The organism is Arthrobacter sp. 05T442, assembly GCF_056395945.1.
In genome coordinates, this window is sequence record NZ_JBFTKM010000001.1 from 440,736 (window position 1) to 463,964 (window position 23,229).

Below are 23,229 nucleotides of genomic sequence, written 5' to 3' on the forward strand. Positions count from 1 at the left end.
GCGTCGGTCTTAACCCGCCTGGGCTAGTTGGGTTCGGTGATGTCCGCGACGACAGCGTCCAGGGCCGCCGTCAGGGCATCGGCGTCGACGAAGGCGCTGTAGCCGTGCTCCCCGGCACCCATGGAGATCCGGCGTCCGGTGAGGGTCAGGTCTGCGTAGACGGGCCAGGGCGAAGTGCTGCCGAGCGGTGTGATGGTGCCGCGCTCGTACCCGGTGGCCTCGAAGGCGGTCTCGGCCGTAGGGAGCGAGAGTTTGTTGACGCCGACCAGCTTGCGGAGCTTGGGCCAGGAAATCTGCCGGTCGCCCGGGACCAGGGCGAACAGGAAGCTGCCGTCCTTGTGTTTGACCACGAGGGATTTGACGATATCCGCGGGCTGGATGCCCAGGATCCGTGCCGCCTCATCAAGGCTGCTGGCCGCCAGCCGCTCCACGACCTGCACTTCCAAGCCCCGGGCCGCGGCGTCGGCCAGGAACCGGTCCCGGCCGGCGCCGCCCCGCATCTTCCCTGTCATCGGCCCGCCCGGTTCCGGAAGATCAGTCGCGGAAGAGCAGGAGGGCTTCGCCCTGGCCGCCGCCGCCGCAGAGGGACACGGCGGCCTTGCCCGCGCCGCGCCGCTTCAGTTCATGGGCCGCGTGCAGCGCCAGCCGGGCGCCCGACGCGCCGATCGGGTGTCCGAGGGCGATTGCACCGCCGTGGATGTTGCACTTCTCCAGCGGGTAGGCGAGGTCCTTCAGCGACTGCACCGCAACTGAGCCGAAGGCCTCGTTGATTTCGATGAAGTCGAGGTCCGCGGCAGACCATCCGGCCTTGTCGAGGGCGCTCTTGATGGCGTTGGACGGCTGCGAGTGCAGCGAGTTGTCCGGCCCGGCAACCTGGCCCGGTTTGCCGACCACGGCGAGATACTCCAGGCCGTTGTCCTCCGCGAACCTGCGGGACGTCAGTACGAGGGCGGCGGCGCCGTCGGACAGGGGAGAGGAGTTGCCTGCCGTGATGGTGCCGTCGGTGACGAACGCAGCGCGCAGGCCTGCCAGCGACTCGACCGTGGTGTCCGGCCGGATGCCCTCGTCCGACGTCAGGACGATCGGATCGCCCTTGCGCTGCTTGACGCTGACCGGCGCGATCTCGACGTCGAACACGCCGTCCTTGGCGGCCCGGGCAGCCCGCTGGTGCGACGCCGCGGCGACCGCGTCCTGGGAGGTCCGGTCGATGCCGAGGGTGAGGTTCTTGGTCTCCGTGGACAGGCCCATGGACTGCCCGTCGAACGCATCGGTCAGACCATCGTGGGCAGCGACGTCGAGCGCCTGCACAGTGCCGTACATCCAGCCCTGCCGGGAGCCCGGCAGGATGTGCGGGGCCCGGGTCATGGACTCCTGGCCGCCGGCGACGACGACGGTCGCGTCGCCGCTGCGGATCATCCGGGCGGCGTCAATCACGGCGGTGAGACCGGACAGGCAGACCTTGTTGATAGTGACCGTGGGCACATTCCAGCCGATGCCGGCTGCGATGGCACTCTGGCGGGCGGGGTTCTGGCCCGCGCCTGCCTGCAGGACCTGGCCCATGATGACGGCGTCCACCCGCTCGGCTTTCACTCCGCTGGCCGTGAGGGCAGCCCGGATGGCATGGGCGCCGAGTTCGACGGCCGTGAAGCTTGCCAGCTGCCCGTTGAGGCGGCCCTGGGGCGTGCGGGCGGCGGCGAGGATGACAACATCGTTGTTGTCCGCGGAGTTGCTCATGGTTTATCTCTTCCGATCATTGAGGGCTTACGCCTAGGTTATCGTGAGCCCCATCACCTAGCCATTCGACTGCGCGGGCCGCCTGCACGTGAGGCCGTGTCGCCGGCTGCGGCAGCCAGCTGGCGCCGGCCGCGTCCGGCCAGCCGGCGCCGCAAGTCGCGGCGGGTGACGTCGGAAGTCCCGGCGGCGGGTGACGCCGGGGTGGTGCTTGCAATCGGACCGGAAGTGGGGTAGACAAGTAGGTTGCTTTGCCGTATCGTAGATATTTGCGTCTTCCCTGTTTACCTTCAGCCTTCATATAGCGGTGGGCTTAGCCTGACAGCTGCTCCATCAATGTGCCGTCTACAACGTGCACCAGCATGGGCAGCACGGGTCCCGGGTCATATAGCGGAACCGGACTGGTAGCACTGCGGAGTCATTCTGCAGGTTGCATAACGGGGGAGATCTGAAAACGCCTGAAGGTCTGTGGAAGGATCCCTCTTGGTCGCCTCGAGCACCTCTAATGTAAACAACGCTGCAACCGCTATCAATGCCGACAGCACCGATGGTGCAACCCGCCGGCTCTCATTCGCAAAGATTCACGAACCTCTCGATGTTCCGAATCTGCTCGCCCTGCAAACGGACAGCTTCGACTGGCTGGTCGGAAACGAACGCTGGCAGGCCCGCGTGGCGAAGGCCGTCGAAGAAGGCGACCTCAGTGTCGCCACCTCCTCCGGCCTGTCCGACATCTTCGAAGAGATCTCCCCGATCGAGGATTTCCAGGGCACCATGTCCCTGAGCTTCTCCGAGCCGGAGTTCGCTGACCCGAAGTACACCATGGCCGAGTGCAAGGACCGGGACGCAACGTACTCGGCTCCGCTGTACGTCAAGGCCGAATTCATGAACAACAACACGGGCGAAATCAAGCAGCAGACCGTGTTCATGGGTGACTTCCCGCTGATGACCGAGAAGGGCACCTTCGTCGTCAACGGCACTGAGCGTGTCGTCGTCTCCCAGCTGGTCCGTTCCCCGGGTGCTTACTTCGAGCGCACCGCGGACAAGACCAGCGACAAGGACATCTTCACCGCGAAGATCATCCCGTCCCGCGGCGCCTGGTTCGAACTCGAAATCGACAAGCGCGACCAGGTCGGCGTTCGCCTCGACCGCAAGCGCAAGCAGTCCGTCACGGTGCTGCTCAAGGCGCTCGGCTGGACCGAGGGCCAGATCCTCGAGGAATTCGGCCAGTACGACTCCATGCGCGCGACGCTGGAGAAGGACGCCACCGAAACCCGCGAAGACGCCTTGCTGGACATCTACCGGAAGCTGCGGCCGGGCGAGCCGCCCACGGTCGAGGCTGCCCAGTCCCTGCTGGACAACCTGTACTTCAACTCCAAGCGCTACGATCTGGCCAAGGTTGGCCGTTACAAGATCAACCGCAAGCTTGGCATCGACCGCTCCCTTGGTGACAAGGAAGCCTCTGTCCTGCACGTTGAGGACATCGTCGCCATGATCAAGTTCCTCGTTGCACTGCACGCCGGTGAGAAGACCCTCATGGGCAAGCGCGACGGCCAGGAACACGAACTCCGCGTCGAGATCGATGACATCGACCACTTCGGCAACCGCCGCATCCGCGCCGTCGGCGAGCTCATCGAGAACCAGGTCCGCACCGGCCTGTCCCGCATGGAGCGCGTTGTCCGCGAGCGTATGACGACCCAGGACGTCGAGGCCATCACGCCGCAGACGCTGATCAACATCCGCCCCGTCGTGGCAGCCATCAAGGAGTTCTTCGGAACGTCCCAGCTCTCACAGTTCATGGACCAGAACAACCCGCTGTCGGGTCTGACCCACAAGCGACGCCTGTCCGCGCTGGGCCCCGGCGGTCTGTCCCGTGACCGTGCCGGCATGGAAGTCCGAGACGTCCACCCGTCCCACTACGGACGTATGTGCCCCATCGAAACCCCTGAAGGCCCGAACATCGGCCTGATCGGTTCGCTGGCTTCCTACGGGCGGATCAACCCGTTCGGCTTCATCGAGACCCCTTACCGTCTCGTGTCCGAGGGCGTTGTCTCCGATGAGGTCGAGTACCTCACGGCCGACGACGAAGCCGAGGTCCTGATTGCACAGGCCAACGCTCCGCTCGACGAGAACAAGAAGTTCGCCGAAGAGACTGTCCTGGTCCGTGCCCGCGGTGGTGGAGGCGAGCCCGTGCTGGTTCCCGCCGCCGACGTCGAGTTCATGGATGTCTCCCCGCGCCAGATGGTGTCCGTGGCGACCGCCCTGATCCCCTTCCTTGAGCATGACGACGCCAACCGCGCACTCATGGGTGCCAACATGCAGCGCCAGGCCGTGCCGCTGGTCCGTTCCGAGGCGCCGTTCGTCGGTACCGGCATGGAGCGCGCCGCTGCCGTCGACGCCGGTGACGTCACCATCGCGAAGAAGGCAGGTGTGGTTACCGAGGTCTCCGCTGAGCTGGTCATCATGCTCAACGACGACGGTACGGAAACCAACTACCGGATCAACAAGTTCGCCCGTTCCAACCAGGGCAACTGCTACAACAACCGTGTCCTGGTGAACGAAGGCCAGCGCCTGGAGGTCGGCGGCATCATCGCTGACGGCCCGGCAACGGACCAGGGCGAACTGGCCCTCGGTAAGAACCTGCTCGTGGCATTCATGTCATGGGAAGGCCACAACTTCGAGGATGCCATCATCCTGTCCCAGCGCATCGTGGCCGAGGACGTTCTCTCCTCCATCCACATCGAGGAGCACGAGATCGATGCCCGCGACACCAAGCTTGGTGCCGAGGAAATCACCCGTGACATCCCCAACGTGTCCGAGGAAGTCCTTGCAGGCCTGGACGAGCGTGGCATCATCCACATCGGTGCCGAGGTTGAAGCCGGCGACATCCTGGTCGGAAAGGTCACGCCCAAGGGCGAGACCGAGCTGACCCCGGAAGAGCGCCTGCTGCGCGCCATCTTCGGCGAGAAGTCCCGCGAAGTGCGCGACACCTCCCTGAAGGTTCCGCACGGCGAGTCCGGCACCGTCATCGGTGTCCGCGTCTTCGACCGCGACAACGACGACGAGCTGCCCCCGGGCGTCAACCAGCTGGTGCGCGTGTACGTGGCCGCCAAGCGCAAGATCACCGACGGCGACAAGCTCGCCGGCCGTCACGGCAACAAGGGTGTTATCTCCAAGATCCTCCCGATCGAGGACATGCCCTTCCTTGCCGACGGCACCCCCGTTGATATCGTCCTGAACCCGCTGGGTGTTCCGGGCCGTATGAACGTCGGCCAGGTGCTGGAAACGCACCTCGGCTGGGTTGCCAAGACCGGCTGGAAGATCGAAGGCGAGCCCGAGTGGGTCAAGCAGCTGCCGAACCTGCCGCGCGAGAGTGGCTCGACCACTGTTGCAACGCCGGTCTTCGACGGTGCGCGTGAAGAGGAAATTACTGGTCTCCTCGACTCCACCAACGTCACCCGCGACGGTGTCCGCCTGATCAACTCCTCAGGCAAGACCCGCCTGTTCGACGGCCGCTCCGGCGAGCCGTTCCCGGATCCGATCTCGGTCGGCTACATGTACATCCTGAAGCTCCACCACCTGGTGGACGACAAGATCCACGCCCGCTCCACCGGCCCGTACTCCATGATCACGCAGCAGCCGCTGGGTGGTAAGGCACAGTTCGGTGGCCAGCGCTTCGGTGAAATGGAAGTGTGGGCGCTCGAAGCTTACGGCGCCGCTTACACGCTCCAGGAACTCCTCACGATCAAGTCCGATGATATCCACGGTCGTGTGAAGGTCTACGAAGCCATCGTCAAGGGCGAGAACATCCCCGAGCCGGGCGTTCCTGAGTCCTTCAAGGTCTTGATCAAGGAAATGCAGTCGCTGTGCCTGAACGTGGAAGTGCTTTCCACGGACGGAACCACAATTGAAATGCGTGACTCTGATGACGCAGTCTTCACGGCTGCGGAAGAACTGGGCATCGATCTGTCTCGTGCAGAGCCCAGTTCCGTAGAAGAGGTTTAGCAGGTGACGTCCGGGGAAAAGCAAGCGGCCCCGCCGCGCTGCCTTTTCCCCGGGCATCACCTCCCTCTTCCCGTAACCCAAGACTTCAGAATTTAGAGAACAAGAGAGAACAGGGACCATATGTCCAGCGAATCCTCCTTCGGCCTCATGCAGATCGGCCTCGCCACCGCGGAAGACATCCGTGGCTGGTCTTACGGCGAGGTTAAGAAGCCGGAAACCATCAACTACCGCACGCTCAAGCCTGAGAAGGACGGCCTCTTCTGCGAGAAGATCTTCGGCCCGTCCCGCGACTGGGAGTGCTACTGCGGTAAGTACAAGCGCGTGCGCTTCAAGGGCATCATCTGCGAGCGGTGTGGCGTTGAGGTCACCCGTGCAAAGGTGCGCCGTGAGCGCATGGGCCACATCGAGCTGGCCGCCCCCGTCACGCACATCTGGTACTTCAAGGGTGTTCCGTCCCGCCTGGGCTACCTCCTTGACCTGGCGCCGAAGGACCTCGAAAAGGTCATCTACTTCGCTGCCTACATGATCACGAGCGTCGACGCCGACAGCCGCCACGAAGAACTGCCCAACCTCCAGGTTGAGCACGACATCGAGAAGAAGCAGCTGATCGACAACCGCGACTCCGACATCGCCACGATCGCCCGCGACCTTGAGAACGAGCTTGCCCGTCTCGAAGGCGAAGGCGCCAAGGCTGCCGACAAGAAGAAGGCTCGCGACTCCGCTGATCGCCAGATGGCGAACGTCCGCAAGCGTGCCGATGCTGAAATCGAGCGCCTCGAGCAGGTCTGGGACCGCTTCAAGAACCTCAAGGTCGCTGACCTTGAAGGTGACGAAGGCCTGTACCGCGAACTGCGCGACCGCTACGGCATGTACTTCGAAGGCTCCATGGGTGCCGAGGCCATCAAGAAGCGTCTTGAGAACTTCGACATGCAGGCCGAGTCGGACATGCTGCGCGACATCATTGCCAACGGCAAGGGCCAGCGCAAGACCCGCGCCCTGAAGCGGCTCAAGGTGGTCAACGCGTTCCTGACGACCAACAACAGCCCGCTCGGCATGGTGCTGGACGCCGTCCCGGTGATCCCGCCGGAACTGCGCCCGATGGTCCAGCTGGACGGCGGCCGCTTCGCGACCTCCGACCTCAACGACCTCTACCGCCGCGTGATCAACCGCAACAACCGCCTCAAGCGCCTGCTTGACCTCGGTGCCCCGGAGATCATCGTCAACAACGAGAAGCGCATGCTTCAGGAAGCTGTTGACAGCCTCTTCGACAACGGCCGCCGCGGCCGTCCGGTCACCGGACCGGGCAACCGTCCGCTGAAGTCCCTGAGCGACATGCTCAAGGGCAAGCAGGGCCGTTTCCGCCAGAACCTCCTCGGCAAGCGCGTTGACTACTCGGGCCGTTCGGTCATCGTCGTCGGCCCGCAGCTGAAGCTGCACCAGTGTGGCCTGCCGAAGCAGATGGCCCTGGAGCTCTTCAAGCCGTTCGTGATGAAGCGCCTGGTTGACCTCAACCACGCACAGAACATCAAGTCGGCCAAGCGGATGGTCGAGCGTTACCGCCCGCAGGTCTGGGATGTCCTCGAAGAGATCATCACCGAGCACCCCGTGCTGCTGAACCGTGCACCCACCCTGCACCGTCTCGGCATCCAGGCGTTCGAACCGCAGCTTGTTGAAGGTAAGGCAATCCAGCTTCACCCGCTGGTTTGTGGCGCCTTCAACGCTGACTTCGACGGCGACCAGATGGCAGTCCACCTGCCGCTGAGCCCCGAAGCGCAGGCTGAGGCACGCATCCTGATGCTGTCCTCGAACAACATCCTGAAGCCCTCTGACGGCCGTCCGGTGACCCTGCCGTCGCAGGATATGATCATCGGCCTCTACCACCTGACCACCAAGCGTGTCGGTTCAGCTGGCGAGGGCCGGATCTTCTCCTCGGTGTCGGAAGCCATCATGGCGTACGACCTGCACGAGCTGCACCTGAACTCCCAGGTCAAGATCCGGCTGAAGGGCTTTGTCCCTTACGCCGGCTGGGAAGCCCCGGAAGGCTACGAGCCGGGTCAGACCGTGCTCGTCCAGACCTCCCTGGGCCAGGTCCTCTTCAACGAGACCCTGCCCGCGGACTACCCCTGGGTTGAGAACGTTGCGGACAAGGGCGAACTGTCGACGATCGTCAACGACCTCGCCGAGCGCTACCCCAAGGTGATCACGGCGGCAACGCTGGACAACCTGAAGGATGCCGGTTTCTACTGGGCCACCCGGTCCGGCGTTACCGTCGCCATCTCGGACATCGAGGTGCCCAAGGACAAGCCGCGGATCCTCGCCGGCTACGAGACCATGGCCGCTAAGATCCAGGGCCAGTACGACAAGGGCCTGATCGACGACGACGAGCGTCGCCAGGAACTCATCGAGATCTGGAACAAGGCAACGAACGAGATCGCCCAGGCGATGCGTGACAGCCTGTCCCCGATGAACACGATCAACCGCATGGTGTCCTCCGGTGCCCGTGGTAACTGGATGCAGGTCCGTCAGATCGCGGGTATCCGTGGCCTGGTGGCCAACCCTAAGGGCGAGATCATCCCGCGTCCGATCAAGTCCTCTTACCGCGAGGGCCTGTCGGTGCTGGAATACTTCATCGCCACGCACGGTGCCCGTAAGGGTCTGGCCGACACTGCGCTGCGTACCGCCAACTCGGGTTACCTGACCCGTCGCCTGGTGGACGTGTCGCAGGACGTCATCGTCCGTGAAGAGGACTGCGGCACCGAGCGCGGCCTCATGACGGCGATCGCTGTGGCTGATGCTAACGGCGAGCTGGTCCTGGACGAGAACGTCGAGAACAGCGCGTACGCCCGTACCCTGGCCGTGGATGTCGTTGACTCCAAGGGCAAGGTCCTGGCAGCAGCCGGCACTGACTGCGGCGACGTTGTCATTGCCGAACTGTTCGCAGCGGGCATCACCGAGGTCAAGGTCCGCTCCGTACTCACCTGTGAGTCCAGCGTCGGCACCTGCGCCCTGTGCTATGGCCGTTCACTGGCCACGGGTAAGACCGTCGACATCGGAGAGGCCGTGGGCATCATCGCCGCACAGTCCATCGGTGAGCCGGGTACCCAGCTGACCATGCGTACGTTCCACACCGGTGGTGCTGTTTCCTCCAGCGGCGGCGACGACATCACCCAGGGTCTGCCCCGTATCCAGGAGCTCTTCGAAGCCCGTACTCCGAAGGGTGTTGCGCCGATTGCTGAAGCAGCCGGCCGCATCGCCATCGAAGAGTCCGAGCGCCAGATGCGCCTGGTCATCACCCCGGACGACGGATCCGAAGAGATCGCCTACCCGGTGCTGCGTCGTTCACGTCTCCTCATCGAAGACGGCGATCACGTCAGCGTCGGACAGAAGCTCATCAACGGTCCGGTCGACCCCAAGCAGGTTCTGCGCATCATGGGCCCCCGTGCCGCGCAGAAGTTCCTGGTGGACGAAGTCCAGGGCGTTTACCGCAGCCAGGGCATCGGTATCCACGACAAGCACGTCGAGGTTATCGTCCGCCAGATGCTGCGCCGCGTCACGGTCATCGAGTCCGGCGAATCGGATCTGCTGCCCGGCGAGCTCGCCGAGCGCAGCCGCTTCGAGGATGCCAACCGCCGTGTTGTATCCGAGGGCAAGACGCCGGCTTCCGGCCGTCCTGAGCTCATGGGTATCACCAAGGCGTCCCTGGCGACCGAGTCCTGGCTGTCCGCAGCTTCCTTCCAGGAGACGACCCGCGTCCTGACGCAGGCGGCCATGGAAGGCAAGAGCGATCCGCTGCTCGGCCTCAAGGAAAACGTCATCATCGGTAAGCTCATCCCGGCCGGCACGGGTCTCCCGCGCTACACCGAGGTCACCGTGGAGCCCACTGAGGAAGCAAAGGCCAACCTGTTCACCGGCCCCAGCGCATTCAGTGACTTCTCCTACGACAGCCTGGGCGGCGACGGGGCTCCCGAGTTCCACGCCATCCCGCTGGATGACTACGACCTGGGCAGCGACTTCCGCTAACGGGCAGGGCGGGTCCTTACGTGTGGCGTTCCGCGCCACGTAGGGACCCGGCCGCTCTGCCCTGGCAGTCACAGGCGCCGAAGGGATGGTCCCGCACCGCAAGGTGGGGGACCGTCCCCGTTTAACGCGTCGATTGCTCCCCGCCGGCCCCTCGCCTCGCAAGCTCGACCTGGGAACCCGTCGATTGCTCCGTTGTCGCCCTTTTGAGTCCCCACAACGGCGACAACGGAGCAACCGATGGGGGAGGAGAGCCCGATTAAGGGCTGGGGGCTGCCCGTGTTAGACTAGAGACTAATTGTTATTGTGGCAGTGGATGAGTGCGCCGGTGGAAGCTGAAAGGCTGAACCAGGACGACGTTTCCGGTTTGCAGGGTTCTTGTGCAACGTATGCCACATTTTCGCATGCCTAAGGGCAATTCGGGACGCAGGTCCTTGAGGACCTGGTGTGCGGCCCGACTATTAAGGCTTCGCCTCAGCTGCTCTGGAGAGATCTTCAAAGCTCGAGCGGCGGGGCGCAGCGACAAGAGAGCGGCTGCCAACGGCCGCTCCGGATAAAACGGAGAACACGAGAGTGCCTACGATTAACCAGCTGGTCCGCAAGGGCCGCACGCCTAAGGTCAAAAAGACCAAGGCTCCCGCGCTTAACGGCAGCCCGATGCGCCGCGGTGTTTGCACCCGCGTCTACACGACCACCCCGAAGAAGCCGAACTCGGCCCTGCGTAAGGTTGCACGTGTGCGCCTCAACGGCGGCGTTGAAGTCACCGCTTACATCCCCGGTGTAGGCCACAACCTTCAGGAGCACTCCATTGTGCTCGTACGTGGCGGCCGCGTGAAGGACCTTCCGGGTGTCCGTTACAAGATCGTCCGTGGCGCCCTCGATACCCAGGGTGTCAAGAACCGTAAGCAGGCCCGCAGCCGCTACGGCGCAAAGATGGAGAAGAAGTAATATGCCTCGCAAGGGTCCGGCCCCCAAGCGGCCGCTAGTTCTAGATCCCGTTTACGGCTCCCCGCTGGTCACCCAGCTGATCAACAAGGTGCTGGTTGACGGCAAGAAGTCCACCGCAGAGCGCATCGTTTACGGTGCCCTCGAAGGTGCTCGCGCCAAGTCCGGCGGCGACCCGGTTGCAGCCCTCAAGAAGGCCATGGAGAACGTCAAGCCTTCACTCGAGGTCCGCTCCCGCCGCGTCGGCGGCGCCACCTACCAGGTCCCGGTTGAGGTCAAGCCGGGCCGCTCCACGGCACTCGCCCTCCGCTGGCTGGTCGGCTACTCCAAGGCCCGCCGCGAGAAGACCATGACCGAACGCCTCCAGAACGAAATCCTGGATGCCTCGAACGGTCTCGGTGCCGCTGTGAAGCGTCGCGAAGACACCCACAAGATGGCCGAGTCCAACAAGGCCTTCGCACACTACCGCTGGTAAAACTTCCCGGACGCCGCCGGCTCTACCGAGCCGGCGGCGAACGTGCAGTCCATCCGAAAGGGAGACACCGTGGCACAGGACGTGCTTACCGACCTTAGCAAGGTCCGCAATATCGGCATCATGGCCCACATCGACGCCGGCAAGACCACTACTACCGAGCGCATCCTGTTCTACACAGGTGTGAACCACAAGATCGGCGAAACGCACGACGGCGCTTCGACGACTGACTGGATGGAACAGGAAAAGGAACGCGGCATCACCATCACGTCTGCCGCCGTGACCTGCTTCTGGGAAAACAACCAGATCAACATCATCGACACCCCCGGCCACGTTGACTTCACGGTTGAGGTTGAGCGCTCCCTGCGCGTCCTCGACGGTGCAGTTGCCGTGTTCGATGGCAAGGAAGGCGTGGAGCCGCAGTCCGAGACTGTCTGGCGCCAGGCTGACAAGTACAACGTCCCGCGCATCTGCTTCGTCAACAAGATGGACAAGCTCGGCGCTGACTTCTACTTCACCGTCGACACCATCATCAGCCGCCTCGGTGCCAAGCCGCTCGTCATGCAGCTGCCGATCGGCGCCGAGAACGACTTTATCGGCGTCGTCGACCTGCTTTACATGCGCGCACTGGTCTGGCCCGGCGACTCCAAGGGTGACGTCACCATGGGTGCCAAGTACGAGATCCAGGAGATCCCGGCTGACCTCAAGGAAAAGGCTGAAGAGTACCGCGCAACGCTCGTTGAGACCGTTGCTGAGTCCTCCGAAGAGCTCATGGAGAAGTACCTCGAAGGTGAAGAAATCACCACCGACGAGCTCAAGGCCGGCATCCGCAAGATGACGATCAACTCCGAGCTCTACCCGGTCTTCTGCGGCTCCGCATTCAAGAACCGCGGCGTCCAGCCGATGCTTGACGCTGTCGTGGACTACCTGCCGAACCCGCTCGACGTCCCGCCGATGATCGGTCACGATCCCCGCGACGAAGAAAAGGAACTGACGCGCAAGCCCTCCGCCGATGAGCCGTTCTCGGCTCTGGCGTTCAAGATTGCCACGCACCCGTTCTTCGGTCAGCTCACCTTCATCCGAGTGTACTCCGGTCACGTGGAAGCAGGCTCCCAGGTGGTCAACTCCACCAAGGGCAAGAAGGAGCGCATCGGCAAGCTGTTCCAGATGCACGCCAACAAGGAAATGCCCGTTGACGGCGCTACCGCCGGCCACATCTACGCAGCGATCGGTCTGAAGGACACCACCACGGGCGACACCCTGTGTGATCCGAGCAACCAGATCGTCCTCGAGTCCATGAGCTTCCCGGAGCCCGTGATCTCTGTTGCGATCGAGCCGAACACCAAGGGTGACCAGGAGAAGCTCTCCACGGCCATCCAGAAGCTCTCCGCTGAGGACCCGACCTTCCAGGTCTCCCTCAACGAGGACACCGGTCAGACCATCATCGCCGGCATGGGCGAGCTCCACCTGGACATCCTGGTGGACCGCATGCGCCGCGAATTCAAGGTCGAGGCAAACGTGGGCAAGCCCCAGGTTGCCTACCGCGAAACCATCAAGCGTGCTGTAGAGCGTCACGACTACACGCACAAGAAGCAGACCGGTGGGTCCGGCCAGTTCGCAAAGATCCAGATCGCGATCGAGCCGCTGGACACGTCCGAGGGCGAGCTGTACGAGTTCTCGAACAAGGTCACCGGTGGGCGTATACCGCGGGAATACATCCCCTCGGTTGACGCCGGTATCCAGGATGCGCTGAACGACGGCGTCCTCGCCGGCTACCCGGTTGTCGGCATCAAGGCCACGCTGATTGACGGCGCCTACCACGATGTCGACTCTTCGGAAATGGCGTTCAAGATCGCCGGGCGTATGGCTTTCAAGGAAGCCGCACGCAAGGCGAACCCCATCCTGCTCGAACCGCTGATGGATGTCGAGGTCCGCACCCCTGAGGAATACATGGGTGAAGTAATCGGTGACCTCAACTCCCGCCGTGGCCAGATGCAGTCCATGGAAGATGCCCAGGGCGTCAAGGTCATCCGCGCGCACGTCCCGCTGTCCGGCATGTTCGGCTACATCGGTGACCTGCGCTCGAAGACCCAGGGCCGCGCTGTGTACTCCATGACGTTCCACAGCTACGCCGAGGTCCCGAAGGCATTTGCCGACGAGATCATCCAGAAGAACCGCGGCGAGTAGTCCCTAGGGCTATCGCAGCAACAAACTCGGGTGCGTTTCCGATCCCGGAGATTCACCTGGTGTAGATGGCCGGCTTCCGGCCTGACCGAAATCCGGCCATCTGCGCGAACAGGCTCGAGGGACTAGTATTAGTTCCTGAATCTGCAATTTCACCAATCCAAAGCCCCCCAAGTAGACTTACTGAAGTTTCTGCCGCGACAAGCGCGGCCGGAGGGTAAGTCATTTGAAAACGTTCTAGGAGGAACCTGTGGCAAAGGCAAAGTTCGAGCGGACTAAGCCGCACGTTAACATCGGCACCATTGGTCACGTTGACCACGGTAAGACGACGTTGACGGCCGCGATTTCCAAGGTGCTGTACGACAAGTACCCGACACTCAACGAGCAGCGCGACTTCGCGTCCATTGACTCTGCTCCCGAAGAGCGTCAGCGCGGCATTACCATCAACATCTCCCACGTTGAGTACCAGACCGAGAAGCGCCACTACGCACACGTAGACGCCCCCGGTCACGCTGACTACATCAAGAACATGATCACCGGTGCTGCACAGATGGACGGTGCAATCCTCGTGGTTGCCGCCACTGACGGCCCGATGGCTCAGACCCGTGAGCACGTTCTGCTCGCCCGCCAGGTTGGTGTTCCCTACCTGCTGGTCGCACTGAACAAGTCGGACATGGTTGACGACGAAGAGCTCCTCGACCTCGTCGAAATGGAAGTCCGCGAGCTGCTTTCGGCTCAGGGCTTCGACGGCGACAACGCTCCGGTTGTGCGCGTTTCCGGTCTGAAGGCTCTCGAAGGCGACCCGGTTTGGGTCAAGTCCGTCGAGGACCTCATGGAAGCTGTCGACGAGTCTGTTCCGGACCCCGTACGTGACCGTGACAAGCCGTTCCTGATGCCGATCGAAGACGTCTTCACGATCACCGGCCGTGGCACCGTTGTAACGGGCCGCGCCGAGCGTGGAACCCTCGCCATCAACTCTGAGGTCGAGATCGTCGGCATCCGCCCGGTCCAGAAGACCACGGTTACCGGTATCGAGATGTTCCACAAGCAGCTCGACGAAGCATGGGCCGGCGAGAACTGTGGCCTCCTGCTCCGCGGTCTGAAGCGTGACGATGTTGAGCGTGGCCAGGTTGTCGTCAAGCCGGGTTCCATTACCCCGCACACCGACTTCGAAGCCAACGTCTACATCCTCTCCAAGGACGAAGGCGGACGTCACAACCCGTTCTACTCCAACTACCGCCCGCAGTTCTACTTCCGCACCACGGACGTAACCGGCGTTATCACCCTGCCGGAAGGCACGGAAATGGTTATGCCTGGCGACAACACTGAGATGACCGTTGCGCTCATCCAGCCGATCGCTATGGAAGAGGGCCTCGGCTTCGCTATCCGCGAAGGCGGCCGCACCGTTGGTTCGGGACGCGTTACCAAGATCCTCAAGTAATACTTGCTGATCTGTGTTTAGCTCTCTGACCGGGCCGGCCGTCTGACGGCCACCGTGAAGATTGGAACAGCCCCGCTGCACTGGCAGCGGGGCTGTTCGCTTTAACTTCCTGCTACCGTTACAGGCAACGAAGGGAGCTCACGATGGGCTGGTTGATTTTTCTGCTGGTGGCCGCCGTTGTGGTCGCCGGCGTGTTGTGGGCGAAGAAGCACTTCCGCCATGAGATCGAGCGTGCCAAACGCATCAACCGCGCGAACAGGAACCAGTAGCCTCCGGGATCTGCGGCCTCGAACCCTGCGGTGCCGAACCCTGTCTGGCCGCCTCTGCCCTGGCCGCGGCGGTCCTGCGCGTCAAGCCCTCCGCGCTCGGGCGAGCGCCTGGTACCAGTAGTAGGACTCCTTGGGCGTGCGCTTGAGGGTCTTGAAGTCCACGTGCACGAGGCCGAAGCGCTGCGAATAGCCGGCGGCCCACTCGAAGTTGTCCATGAGGGTCCAGACGTAATAGCCCAGGAGATCGACGTCCTCGGCTATGCCCCCGGGCGCGGTGGCCTCCAGTGCATGATGGAGGTGGGCCGCCAGGTAGCTGATCCGCTCCGCGTCCGGGATCGGCCCGGTCACGTGCTCGGGTTCCGGGAAGCTGGCACCGCTCTCGGTGATGTACAGCGGCGGCAACGACCCGGCATAGCGGTCCTTCAGCTCGCGGAGCAGGACACCGAGGTGGTCCGGCGCGACCGGCCAGCCGAATCCGGTGGTCCCGTACTCGGGGAAATCTGCCAGATGGAACGGCATCTTCAGCATGGCATCCGCGTTGCCGGCCGGGCTGGCGCCGGTGCCGCGCCCGGTGGCGACCTTCACGGGGTAGTAGTAGTTCACGCCGTAGAAGTCGAGCGGCTGGTGGATATCCACCAGGTCCGCATCGGAGATCCTGCCGAGTGAACGGAACCACGGCCTGGCGACGAGCGGGGGCTTCGGATAGCGTCCCAGGAGGATCGGGTCGGCGTAGATCCTGTTCAGCATGAGGTCGAAGACCCTTGCGAGGAGCCGGTCGGTGATGGACCGGGAAGCCGGCCGGACCGGCGCGTGCAGGTTCGTCACCCCCACGGTCCCCGTGACGCCCGCGGCGCGCAGCGCCTGCACGGCCAGGCCATGGCCCAGGAGCTGGTGGTGGACTGAGGGCAGCGCGTCGAACAAGAGGCCGTGGCCGGGTGCATGGACGCCCAGGGCGTAGCCGTTGAGGGTCACGGAGACCGGTTCGTTCAGGGTCACCCACTGCGCCACGCGGTCCCCGAAGCGTTTGCCGGCGGCCGCACAGTACTCGGCAAAGCGTTCCGCGGTGGAACGGTTCATCCAGCCGCCGCGGTGCTCGAGGGGGAGCGGTGTGTCCCAGTGGTACAAAGTGGCCATGGGGGAGATGCCGGCTTCGAGCAGTTGGTCGATCAGCCGGTCGTAGAAGTCCAGGCCCTCCTCGTTGAAGGGGCCCGTGCCGTCGGGCTGGATCCGCGGCCAGGAGAGGGAGAACCGGTAGGAGTCAACGCCGAGGGTCCGCATGAGTTCGATGTCTTCCGGAGCCCGGTTGTAGTGGTCGCAGGCCACGGCGGGGGAGTGCCCGTCCAGGATGCTGCCGGGTTTCTCGGAAAAAGCGTCCCAGCCGGACGGCCCGCGCCCACCCGCCGAGAGGGCCCCTTCAATCTGGAAAGCCGCCGAGGCCACGCCGAGGGTGAAGTTGGGGCTCAGGCGTGCGGCGAGGGCCTGAACTGCTACAGAATCCTGCACAGTCATGTCCCCATCATCCATTCGGGTGTTGCTCAGTGCAATGACCACAGGGCCCGCTGCCGTTGCTGATTCGCTTCTGCCCGTAAATTCCGGCATACTAGATGAGTTGTTCAAGCGCTCTTTCGCGTCCCGATCCGGATAATGCCGGATGTCAGGGTCCAAGTAAGAGACCAAACATAACCCACTCCCCATGGAACTGCGGACGAGTACGCGTGAAAAGCGCGACACGCCCGACCGCGGGGGTCGGTTACGCCGGCAGGTTGAGGAACCCGGATTCATCCGGATTCAGCTTGTGCGGCGGGTGGTAGTCACGACTTCAAATGCTTCGGCAGCCACACAACGTGTAAGTAAACAGGGCAGCCCCAAACAGGGGAAGCACAGACTGAAAGAGAGTCAGGCGACATGGCGGGACAAAAAATCCGCATCCGGCTGAAGTCATATGACCACGAGGTCATTGACTCTTCAGCACGGAAGATCGTTGAGACGGTCACGCGCGCAGGCGCCACGGTAGTTGGCCCCGTGCCGCTTCCGACGGAGAAGAACATCTACTGCGTCATCCGCTCTCCGCACAAGTACAAGGACAGCCGTGAGCACTTTGAAATGCGTACTCACAAGCGTCTGATCGACATTATCGACCCCACGCCCAAGGCTGTTGATTCGCTCATGCGTCTCGACCTGCCGGCCGACGTGAACATCGAAATCAAGCTGTAGGGAGGTGCTGAGAGACTATGACCGCAACCCGTAACGTAAAGGGCCTGCTGGGCACGAAGCTCGGCATGACCCAGGTCTGGGACGAGAACAACAAGCTCATCCCCGTCACTGTGGTCCAGGCTGACTCGAACGTCATCACGCAGCTGCGCAACGCAGAAACTGATGGCTATGTCGCCGTTCAGATCGGCTACGGCCAGATCGATTCCCGCAAGGTCACCAAGCCGCTGGCTGGTCACTTTGAAAAGGCAGGCGTCACGCCTCGCCGCCACGTCGTAGAACTGCGCACTGCAGATGCTGACTCTTACGAGCTGGGCCAGGAGCTCTCCGTGGAGCTCTTCGAAGCCGGCCAGAAGATCGACGTCGTTGGCACCACCAAGGGTAAGGGCTTCGCCGGTGTTATGAAGCGTCACGGCTTCCACGGCGTTGGAGCTTCCCACGGTGCACACAAGAACCACCGTAAGCCCGGTTCAATCGGTGGCGCATCCACCCCGAGCCGCGTCTTCAAGGGCATGAAAATGGCCGGCCGCATGGGCGCCGTTCGTCACACCACGCTGAACCTTACGGTCCACGCGGTTGACGTCGAGAAGTCGCTGCTCCTGATCAAGGGCGCCGTCCCCGGCGCCCGCGGCCAGGTCGTACTCGTACGCACCGCCGTGAAGGGAGCCTAGTTCAATGACTAGCACTGTCAAGGTTGACCTGCCTGCAGAGATCTTCGACGTACAGACCAACGTGCCGCTGCTGCACCAGGTCGTCGTTGCCCAGCTCGCTGCTGCTCGCCAGGGTACCCACAAGACCAAGACCCGCGCCGAAGTTTCCGGTGCTGGCCGCAAGCCGTTCAAGCAGAAGGGCACCGGCCGCGCCCGTCAGGGTTCAATCCGTGCTCCTCACATGACCGGTGGTGGCGTTGTCCACGGCCCCACGCCGCGTGACTACAGCCAGCGCACCCCCAAGAAGATGATTGCTGCTGCACTGCGCGGCGCTCTCTCTGACCGCGCCCGTAACGGACGCATCCACGTTGTTGCTGACCTGGTTGCCGGCTCCAAGCCGTCCTCCAAGGAAGCCCTGGCAACGCTGCGCGGAATCTCCGAGCGCAAGAACCTGCTCGTCGTCATTGACCGCGCCAACGATGTTGCAGCACTGTCCGTGCGCAACCTCGAGGATGTTCACGTTCTGTACGCAGACCAGCTGAACACCTACGACGTTCTCGTTTCCGACGACGTAGTCTTCACCAAGGCTGCCTACGAAGCATTCGTTGCTGACAAGGCTGCAAAGACCGAGGAGGATGCCAAGTGAGCGCAGCCACCATCAAAGACCCGCGCGACGTCGTGCTTGCACCCGTCGTCTCGGAAAAGAGCTACGGCCTGATCGACGAGGGCAAGTACACCTTCCTGGTGGACCCCCGCTCGAACAAGACCGAGATCAAGCTGGCCGTGGAGAAGATTTTCTCCGTCAAGGTCGAATCGATCAACACCATCAACCGTGCCGGTAAGCGCAAGCGCACCAAATTCGGATGGGGTACCCGCAAGAACACCAAGCGTGCAATTGTGAGCCTCAAAGAAGGCACTATCGACATCTTCGGCGGTCCGCTCTCGTAGCGGAGACCACTTTAACGAGGAAATAAATTATGGGAATCCGTAAATATAAGCCGACTACACCGGGCCGTCGCGGCTCGAGCGTAGCGGACTTCACTGAAATCACGCGGTCGACGCCGGAAAAGTCGTTGGTACGTCCGCTGCCCAAAAAGGGCGGCCGTAACAACTCCGGTAAGATCACGACCCGTCACAAGGGTGGTGGCCACAAGCGCCAGTACCGTCTGATCGACTTCCGTCGCCACGACAAGGACGGCGTCAACGCCCGCGTAGCCGAAATCGAGTACGACCCGAACCGTACGGCTCGCATCGCTCTCCTGCACTACGTTGATGGCACCAAGCGTTACATCATCGCCCCGAACAAGCTGTCCCAGGGCGACTTCGTAGAAGCCGGCGCCGACGCTGACATCAAGCCCGGCAATAACCTGCCGCTGCGAAACATCCCCGTCGGTACCGTAATCCACGCAGTCGAACTGCGTCCGGGTGGCGGCGCCAAGATGGGCCGCTCCGCAGGCGCCTCGATCCAGCTCGTTGCAAAGGAAGGCCGTTTCGCCCAGCTGCGACTGCCTTCCGGCGAAATCCGCAACGTCGACGTGCGCTGCCGTGCATCCATCGGCGAGGTCGGCAATGCCGAGCAGTCGAACATCAACTGGGGCAAGGCCGGCCGTATGCGGTGGAAGGGCGTTCGCCCGACCGTCCGTGGTGTAGCCATGAACCCGGTTGACCACCCGCACGGTGGTGGCGAGGGTAAGACGTCCGGTGGACGTCACCCCGTCAACCCGAACGGTAAGCGCGAAGGCCGCACCCGCCGTCCCAACAAAGAGAGCGACAAGCTTATTGTTCGTCGCCGTCGTACTGGCAAGAACAAGCGATAGGAGCCTGGACACATGCCACGCAGCCTGAAAAAAGGTCCTTTCGTTGACCAGCACCTCTTTGTAAAGGTAGCCAGGGAAAACGAAAAGGGCACCAAGAACGTCATCAAGACCTGGTCCCGCCGTTCGATGATCGTCCCCGACATGCTCGGACACACGATCGCCGTGCACGACGGACGCAAGCACATCCCGGTGTTTGTCACTGAGTCGATGGTCGGGCACAAGCTCGGCGAATTCGCTCCCACGCGGACATTCCGCGGCCATGTCAAGGACGACCGTAAGGGCAAGCGCCGCTAGGCGCCTGCACTTACGTCAAAGACGAGAGAAGGAAAGCAATGGAAGCCAAGGCAATTGCGCGTCACATCCGCGTAACGCCTATGAAGGCCCGGCGCGTCGTCAACCTTGTTCGTGGTAAGCAAGCGAATGAGGCTCTGGCAATTCTGAAGTTTGCCCCGCAGGCAGCTTCAGAGCCGGTATTCAAGGTAGTTCAGTCGGCAATCTCCAACGCCCGGGTCCTCGCGGACCGCGACGGCGTGGCGTTTGACGAAGGTGACCTCATCATCAGCGAAGCGTTTGTTGATGAAGGCCCGACCATGAAGCGGTTCCAGCCGCGTGCCCAGGGTCGTGCATTTCAGATCAAGAAGCGCACGAGCCACATCACCGTGGTAGTCGCTACCCCGGAGAAAGAGGAGGCTCGCTAAGTGGGACAGAAAGTTAACCCGCACGGGTTCCGACTCGGTATCACCACCGATCACGTTTCGCACTGGTTCGCCGACAGCACCAAGGCCGGCCAGCGGTACAAGGACTTCGTCCGCGAAGACATCCGTATCCGTCAGCTCATGTCCACAGGCATGGAGCGCGCCGGTATCGCCAAGGTCGAAATCGAGCGCACCCGTGACCGCGTCCGTGTGGATATCCACACGGCACGTCCGGGCATCGTCATCGGCCGCCGCGGTGCAGAAGCAGACCGCATCCGCGGCGAGCTCGAAAAGCTCACCGGCAAGCAGGTCCAGCTGAACATCCTCGAGGTCAAGAACCCCGAGATGGAAGCACAGCTTGTTGCCCAGGGCGTTGCAGAGCAGCTGACTTCCCGCGTGGCGTTCCGCCGTGCGATGAAGAAGGCCATGCAGTCCGCACAGCGTGCAGGTGCCAAGGGCATCCGTATCGCTTGCTCGGGTCGACTGGGCGGCGCAGAAATGTCCCGCTCGGAGTTCTACCGCGAAGGCCGTGTGCCCCTGCACACCCTGCGTGCGAACATCGACTACGGCTTCTACGAGGCCAAGACCACCTTCGGCCGCATCGGCGTGAAGGTCTGGATCTACAAGGGTGACGTCACCGCCAAGGAACTGGCTCAGCAGGCAGCTGCTGCTCCGTCCCGTGGCCGTGGTGCCAGCGACCGTCCGGGCCGCCCGGGCGGCGCTGACCGTGGTGACCGCCGTCGTCGTACTGACCGTCCGGCCGCCGAAGCAGCTCCTGCTGCAGAGGCTCCGGCCGCTGAAGCTGCTGCTCCTGCAGTAGAAGGAGGACAGGCTTAAATGCTTATCCCACGTCGAGTCAAGCACCGCAAGCAGCACCACCCGGGTCGTTCCGGCGCTGCTACGGGCGGCACCAAGGTCTCGTTCGGTGAGTGGGGTATCCAGGCTCTGAGCCCGGCATACGTCACGAACCGTCAGATCGAATCTGCCCGTATCGCGATGACCCGCCACATCAAGCGTGGCGGCAAGGTCTGGATCAACATCTACCCGGACCGTCCGCTGACGAAGAAGCCTGCCGAAACCCGCATGGGTTCCGGTAAGGGTTCTCCGGAATGGTGGGTCTCTAACGTCAAGCCGGGCCGGGTTCTCTTTGAGATCTCCGGTGTCGAAGAATCGGTTGCTCGCGAGGCACTGCGCCTGGCAATCCACAAGCTCCCGTTGAAAGCACGCATTCTGCGTCGCGAAGGTGGTGAATAGAAATGGCAGTAGGATCCAAGGAACTTGCATCCGCACAGCTGGACGGTTTCGACAACGAGCGACTCGTTGAAGAACTCCGTAAGGCCAAGGAAGAGCTGTTCAACCTGCGTTTCCAGTCCGCCACCGGTCAGCTGGAGAACCACGGTCGTCTGCGCGCGGTAAAGAAGGACATCGCCCGCATCTACACCGTTCTCCGTGAGCGCGAGCTGGGCATTCGTGCCGAGGTTGCCGCACCGGTTGTGGAAGCCAAGGAAGAAAAGAAGTCCAAGAAGTCTGCAGCGAAGAAGGCTGAAAAGCCGGTCGAGGCTGAGACTGAGGAGGACGCCAAGTGAGTGAAAAGGACGAGAACGTGACGGAAACTGTTTCCGGCGCAGCCAAGGCTGACGAGCGCGGTTACCGTAAGACGAAGCGCGGCTATGTCGTCTCGGACAAGATGGAAAAGACCATCGTTGTCCAGGTCGAAGACCGCGTGAAGCACGCCCTCTACGGCAAGGTCATCCGCCGCAACACGAAGATCAAGGCTCACGACGAAGAGAACAGCGCCGGCATCGGCGACCTCGTTCTCCTCGCCGAGACCCGCCCGCTGTCCGCTACCAAGCGGTGGCGCCTGGTGGAGATCCTCGAGAAGGCCAAGTAACACCTGCAGCGCCCCCGTTACGGGAGCTGTGCTGAAACCCCCGTTCCCCTTGTGGGAGCGGGGGTTTCCGCGTTCCGGAGTGTATCGGGCGACCGGTGCAGGCCCCCGCTCCAGACTTCCAGGCCGCTGACGACGGCGGCCGGCCGGGCTGGCGGGGGAGGGCGCCCGGCGGCGGCCCCGAACGGCTGCCGTGCGCGACGCCGTCGTCGGTGGTGGCCGCCGTGCGTGAGGCCGCTGTCTGTGGTACGGCCGATTCGTCCCTGAAGGCCCGGGCGTGCTAAGATTTTGAGTTTGTATGGCGCCTTTTGTGCGCCGTCGTCAACCTCGTAAACAATCGTGCCACGGCATAGTGCCCCCACGCGCCCCGATCCGTCGGAAACCGACTGGGAAGCAAATGTTTTTGGCACGGGCGTTTAGGCCTGGTCTGGCAAAATCCAGGCAGGTCAAGAGACACCCCGATCAACCGTTCCGCAAGGCTCATTCCGTAGGAAGATTTTCGGTCTGAGAACCAGCGCGACGCAAGGAGTAAATAGTGATTCAGCAGGAGTCGCGACTCAAGGTCGCCGACAACACGGGTGCTAAGGAAATCCTTACCATTCGCGTTCTCGGTGGATCTGGCCGTCGCTACGCAGGCATTGGCGACGTCATCGTCGCTACCGTCAAGGACGCAATTCCGGGCGGCAACGTAAAGAAGGGCGATGTCGTCAAGGCCGTCATCGTCCGTACCAAGAAGGAACGCCGCCGTGCGGATGGTTCCTATATCAAGTTTGACGAGAACGCAGCCGTCATCCTGAAGAACGACGGTGACCCCCGCGGTACCCGCATCTTCGGACCGGTTGGTCGTGAACTTCGCGACAAGAAGTTCATGAAGATCGTTTCTCTGGCTCCGGAGGTGCTCTAGTCC

At 62.8% G+C, this 23,229-nt stretch carries 22 protein-coding genes; 19 read left to right on the top strand and 3 right to left on the bottom strand.

Translation table 11 applies throughout. The annotated features are described in order from the left end of the window. Positions 1–23: 23 nt before the first annotated feature. On the bottom strand, positions 24–512 hold the full coding sequence (locus AC1DES_RS02075; RefSeq protein WP_476894020.1) for an aminoacyl-tRNA deacylase: 489 nt from the start codon (positions 510–512) through the stop codon (positions 24–26). Between the two features lie 22 nt (positions 513–534). Then, entirely contained in the window at positions 535–1,734 is a 1,200-nt protein-coding gene (locus tag AC1DES_RS02080) for an acetyl-CoA C-acetyltransferase (protein WP_476894021.1), read from the bottom strand. A gap of 480 nt (positions 1,735–2,214) precedes the next feature. Between AC1DES_RS02080 and rpoB the strand changes: the two genes are divergently transcribed. The 7 genes from rpoB (at position 2,215) to AC1DES_RS02115 (ending at position 15,061) form a co-directional block, all read left to right on the top strand. Then, positions 2,215–5,733 carry a DNA-directed RNA polymerase subunit beta gene (gene rpoB / locus AC1DES_RS02085; RefSeq protein WP_476894022.1) on the top strand — a complete coding sequence of 1,173 codons (3,519 nt, stop codon included), beginning with the start codon at positions 2,215–2,217 and terminating at the stop codon, positions 5,731–5,733. Positions 5,734–5,853: 120 nt separating this feature from the next. After that, on the top strand, positions 5,854–9,753 hold the full coding sequence (locus tag AC1DES_RS02090) for a DNA-directed RNA polymerase subunit beta' (protein ID WP_476894023.1): 3,900 nt from the start codon (positions 5,854–5,856) through the stop codon (positions 9,751–9,753). Between the two features lie 570 nt (positions 9,754–10,323). After that, a complete protein-coding gene (gene rpsL / locus AC1DES_RS02095) occupies positions 10,324–10,698 on the top strand; it encodes a 30S ribosomal protein S12 (protein ID WP_011692814.1) in 375 nt (124 codons plus the stop codon). A gap of 1 nt (position 10,699) precedes the next feature. After that, the gene (rpsG, locus tag AC1DES_RS02100) at positions 10,700–11,170 is read left to right on the top strand and encodes a 30S ribosomal protein S7 (RefSeq protein ID WP_011692813.1); all 471 of its coding nucleotides are present in this window, start codon (positions 10,700–10,702) and stop codon (positions 11,168–11,170) included. Between the two features lie 69 nt (positions 11,171–11,239). Beyond that, positions 11,240–13,354 (top strand): elongation factor G, encoded by a 2,115-nt coding sequence (gene fusA, locus AC1DES_RS02105; RefSeq protein WP_476894024.1) that lies wholly within the window; start codon positions 11,240–11,242, stop codon positions 13,352–13,354. A 247-nt stretch (positions 13,355–13,601) separates the two neighbouring features. After that, positions 13,602–14,792 carry an elongation factor Tu gene (gene tuf / locus AC1DES_RS02110; RefSeq protein ID WP_024366002.1) on the top strand — a complete coding sequence of 397 codons (1,191 nt, stop codon included), beginning with the start codon at positions 13,602–13,604 and terminating at the stop codon, positions 14,790–14,792. Positions 14,793–14,935: 143 nt separating this feature from the next. After that, entirely contained in the window at positions 14,936–15,061 is a 126-nt protein-coding gene (locus AC1DES_RS02115) for a hypothetical protein (protein ID WP_476894025.1), read from the top strand. A gap of 81 nt (positions 15,062–15,142) precedes the next feature. Here AC1DES_RS02115 and AC1DES_RS02120 read toward each other — a convergent pair whose 3' ends face one another. Next, the gene (locus AC1DES_RS02120) at positions 15,143–16,570 is read right to left on the bottom strand and encodes a GH1 family beta-glucosidase (RefSeq protein WP_476894026.1); all 1,428 of its coding nucleotides are present in this window, start codon (positions 16,568–16,570) and stop codon (positions 15,143–15,145) included. 396 nt (positions 16,571–16,966) lie between these two features. Here AC1DES_RS02120 and rpsJ point away from each other — a divergent pair, with 396 nt between their 5' ends. The 12 genes from rpsJ to rplN all read left to right on the top strand — a co-directional run bounded on the left by rpsJ (position 16,967) and on the right by rplN (position 23,226). Then, positions 16,967–17,275, top strand: coding sequence for a 30S ribosomal protein S10 (rpsJ, locus tag AC1DES_RS02125; protein ID WP_024366135.1), 309 nt, complete (start codon positions 16,967–16,969; stop codon positions 17,273–17,275). Positions 17,276–17,292: 17 nt separating this feature from the next. Beyond that, entirely contained in the window at positions 17,293–17,943 is a 651-nt protein-coding gene (rplC, locus tag AC1DES_RS02130) for a 50S ribosomal protein L3 (RefSeq protein ID WP_264354707.1), read from the top strand. 4 nt (positions 17,944–17,947) lie between these two features. Further along, positions 17,948–18,568 (top strand): 50S ribosomal protein L4, encoded by a 621-nt coding sequence (rplD, locus tag AC1DES_RS02135; protein WP_476894027.1) that lies wholly within the window; start codon positions 17,948–17,950, stop codon positions 18,566–18,568. After that, on the top strand, positions 18,565–18,870 hold the full coding sequence (rplW, locus tag AC1DES_RS02140; RefSeq protein ID WP_018773664.1) for a 50S ribosomal protein L23: 306 nt from the start codon (positions 18,565–18,567) through the stop codon (positions 18,868–18,870). The genes rplD and rplW overlap by 4 nt, the downstream gene beginning before the upstream one ends. A 29-nt stretch (positions 18,871–18,899) precedes the next feature. After that, the gene (gene rplB / locus AC1DES_RS02145) at positions 18,900–19,739 is read left to right on the top strand and encodes a 50S ribosomal protein L2 (RefSeq protein WP_476894028.1); all 840 of its coding nucleotides are present in this window, start codon (positions 18,900–18,902) and stop codon (positions 19,737–19,739) included. Positions 19,740–19,751: 12 nt separating this feature from the next. Beyond that, positions 19,752–20,033: a 30S ribosomal protein S19 gene (gene rpsS / locus AC1DES_RS02150; RefSeq protein ID WP_018773666.1), complete on the top strand. Its 282-nt coding sequence runs from the start codon at positions 19,752–19,754 to the stop codon at positions 20,031–20,033. A 38-nt stretch (positions 20,034–20,071) separates the two neighbouring features. Next, positions 20,072–20,437, top strand: coding sequence for a 50S ribosomal protein L22 (gene rplV, locus AC1DES_RS02155; protein WP_003803798.1), 366 nt, complete (start codon positions 20,072–20,074; stop codon positions 20,435–20,437). Beyond that, positions 20,438–21,271 (top strand): 30S ribosomal protein S3, encoded by an 834-nt coding sequence (gene rpsC, locus AC1DES_RS02160; RefSeq protein ID WP_354169337.1) that lies wholly within the window; start codon positions 20,438–20,440, stop codon positions 21,269–21,271. Beyond that, positions 21,272–21,688: a 50S ribosomal protein L16 gene (gene rplP, locus AC1DES_RS02165; RefSeq protein ID WP_123257072.1), complete on the top strand. Its 417-nt coding sequence runs from the start codon at positions 21,272–21,274 to the stop codon at positions 21,686–21,688. A gap of 2 nt (positions 21,689–21,690) precedes the next feature. After that, positions 21,691–22,020, top strand: a complete 330-nt coding sequence (gene rpmC, locus AC1DES_RS02170; protein WP_476894029.1) for a 50S ribosomal protein L29 — start codon at positions 21,691–21,693, stop codon at positions 22,018–22,020. Beyond that, a complete protein-coding gene (rpsQ, locus tag AC1DES_RS02175; protein WP_476894030.1) occupies positions 22,017–22,325 on the top strand; it encodes a 30S ribosomal protein S17 in 309 nt (102 codons plus the stop codon). The genes rpmC and rpsQ overlap by 4 nt, the downstream gene beginning before the upstream one ends. A 532-nt stretch (positions 22,326–22,857) precedes the next feature. Then, positions 22,858–23,226 carry a 50S ribosomal protein L14 gene (rplN, locus tag AC1DES_RS02180; protein ID WP_003803789.1) on the top strand — a complete coding sequence of 123 codons (369 nt, stop codon included), beginning with the start codon at positions 22,858–22,860 and terminating at the stop codon, positions 23,224–23,226. Positions 23,227–23,229 lie beyond the last annotated feature (3 nt).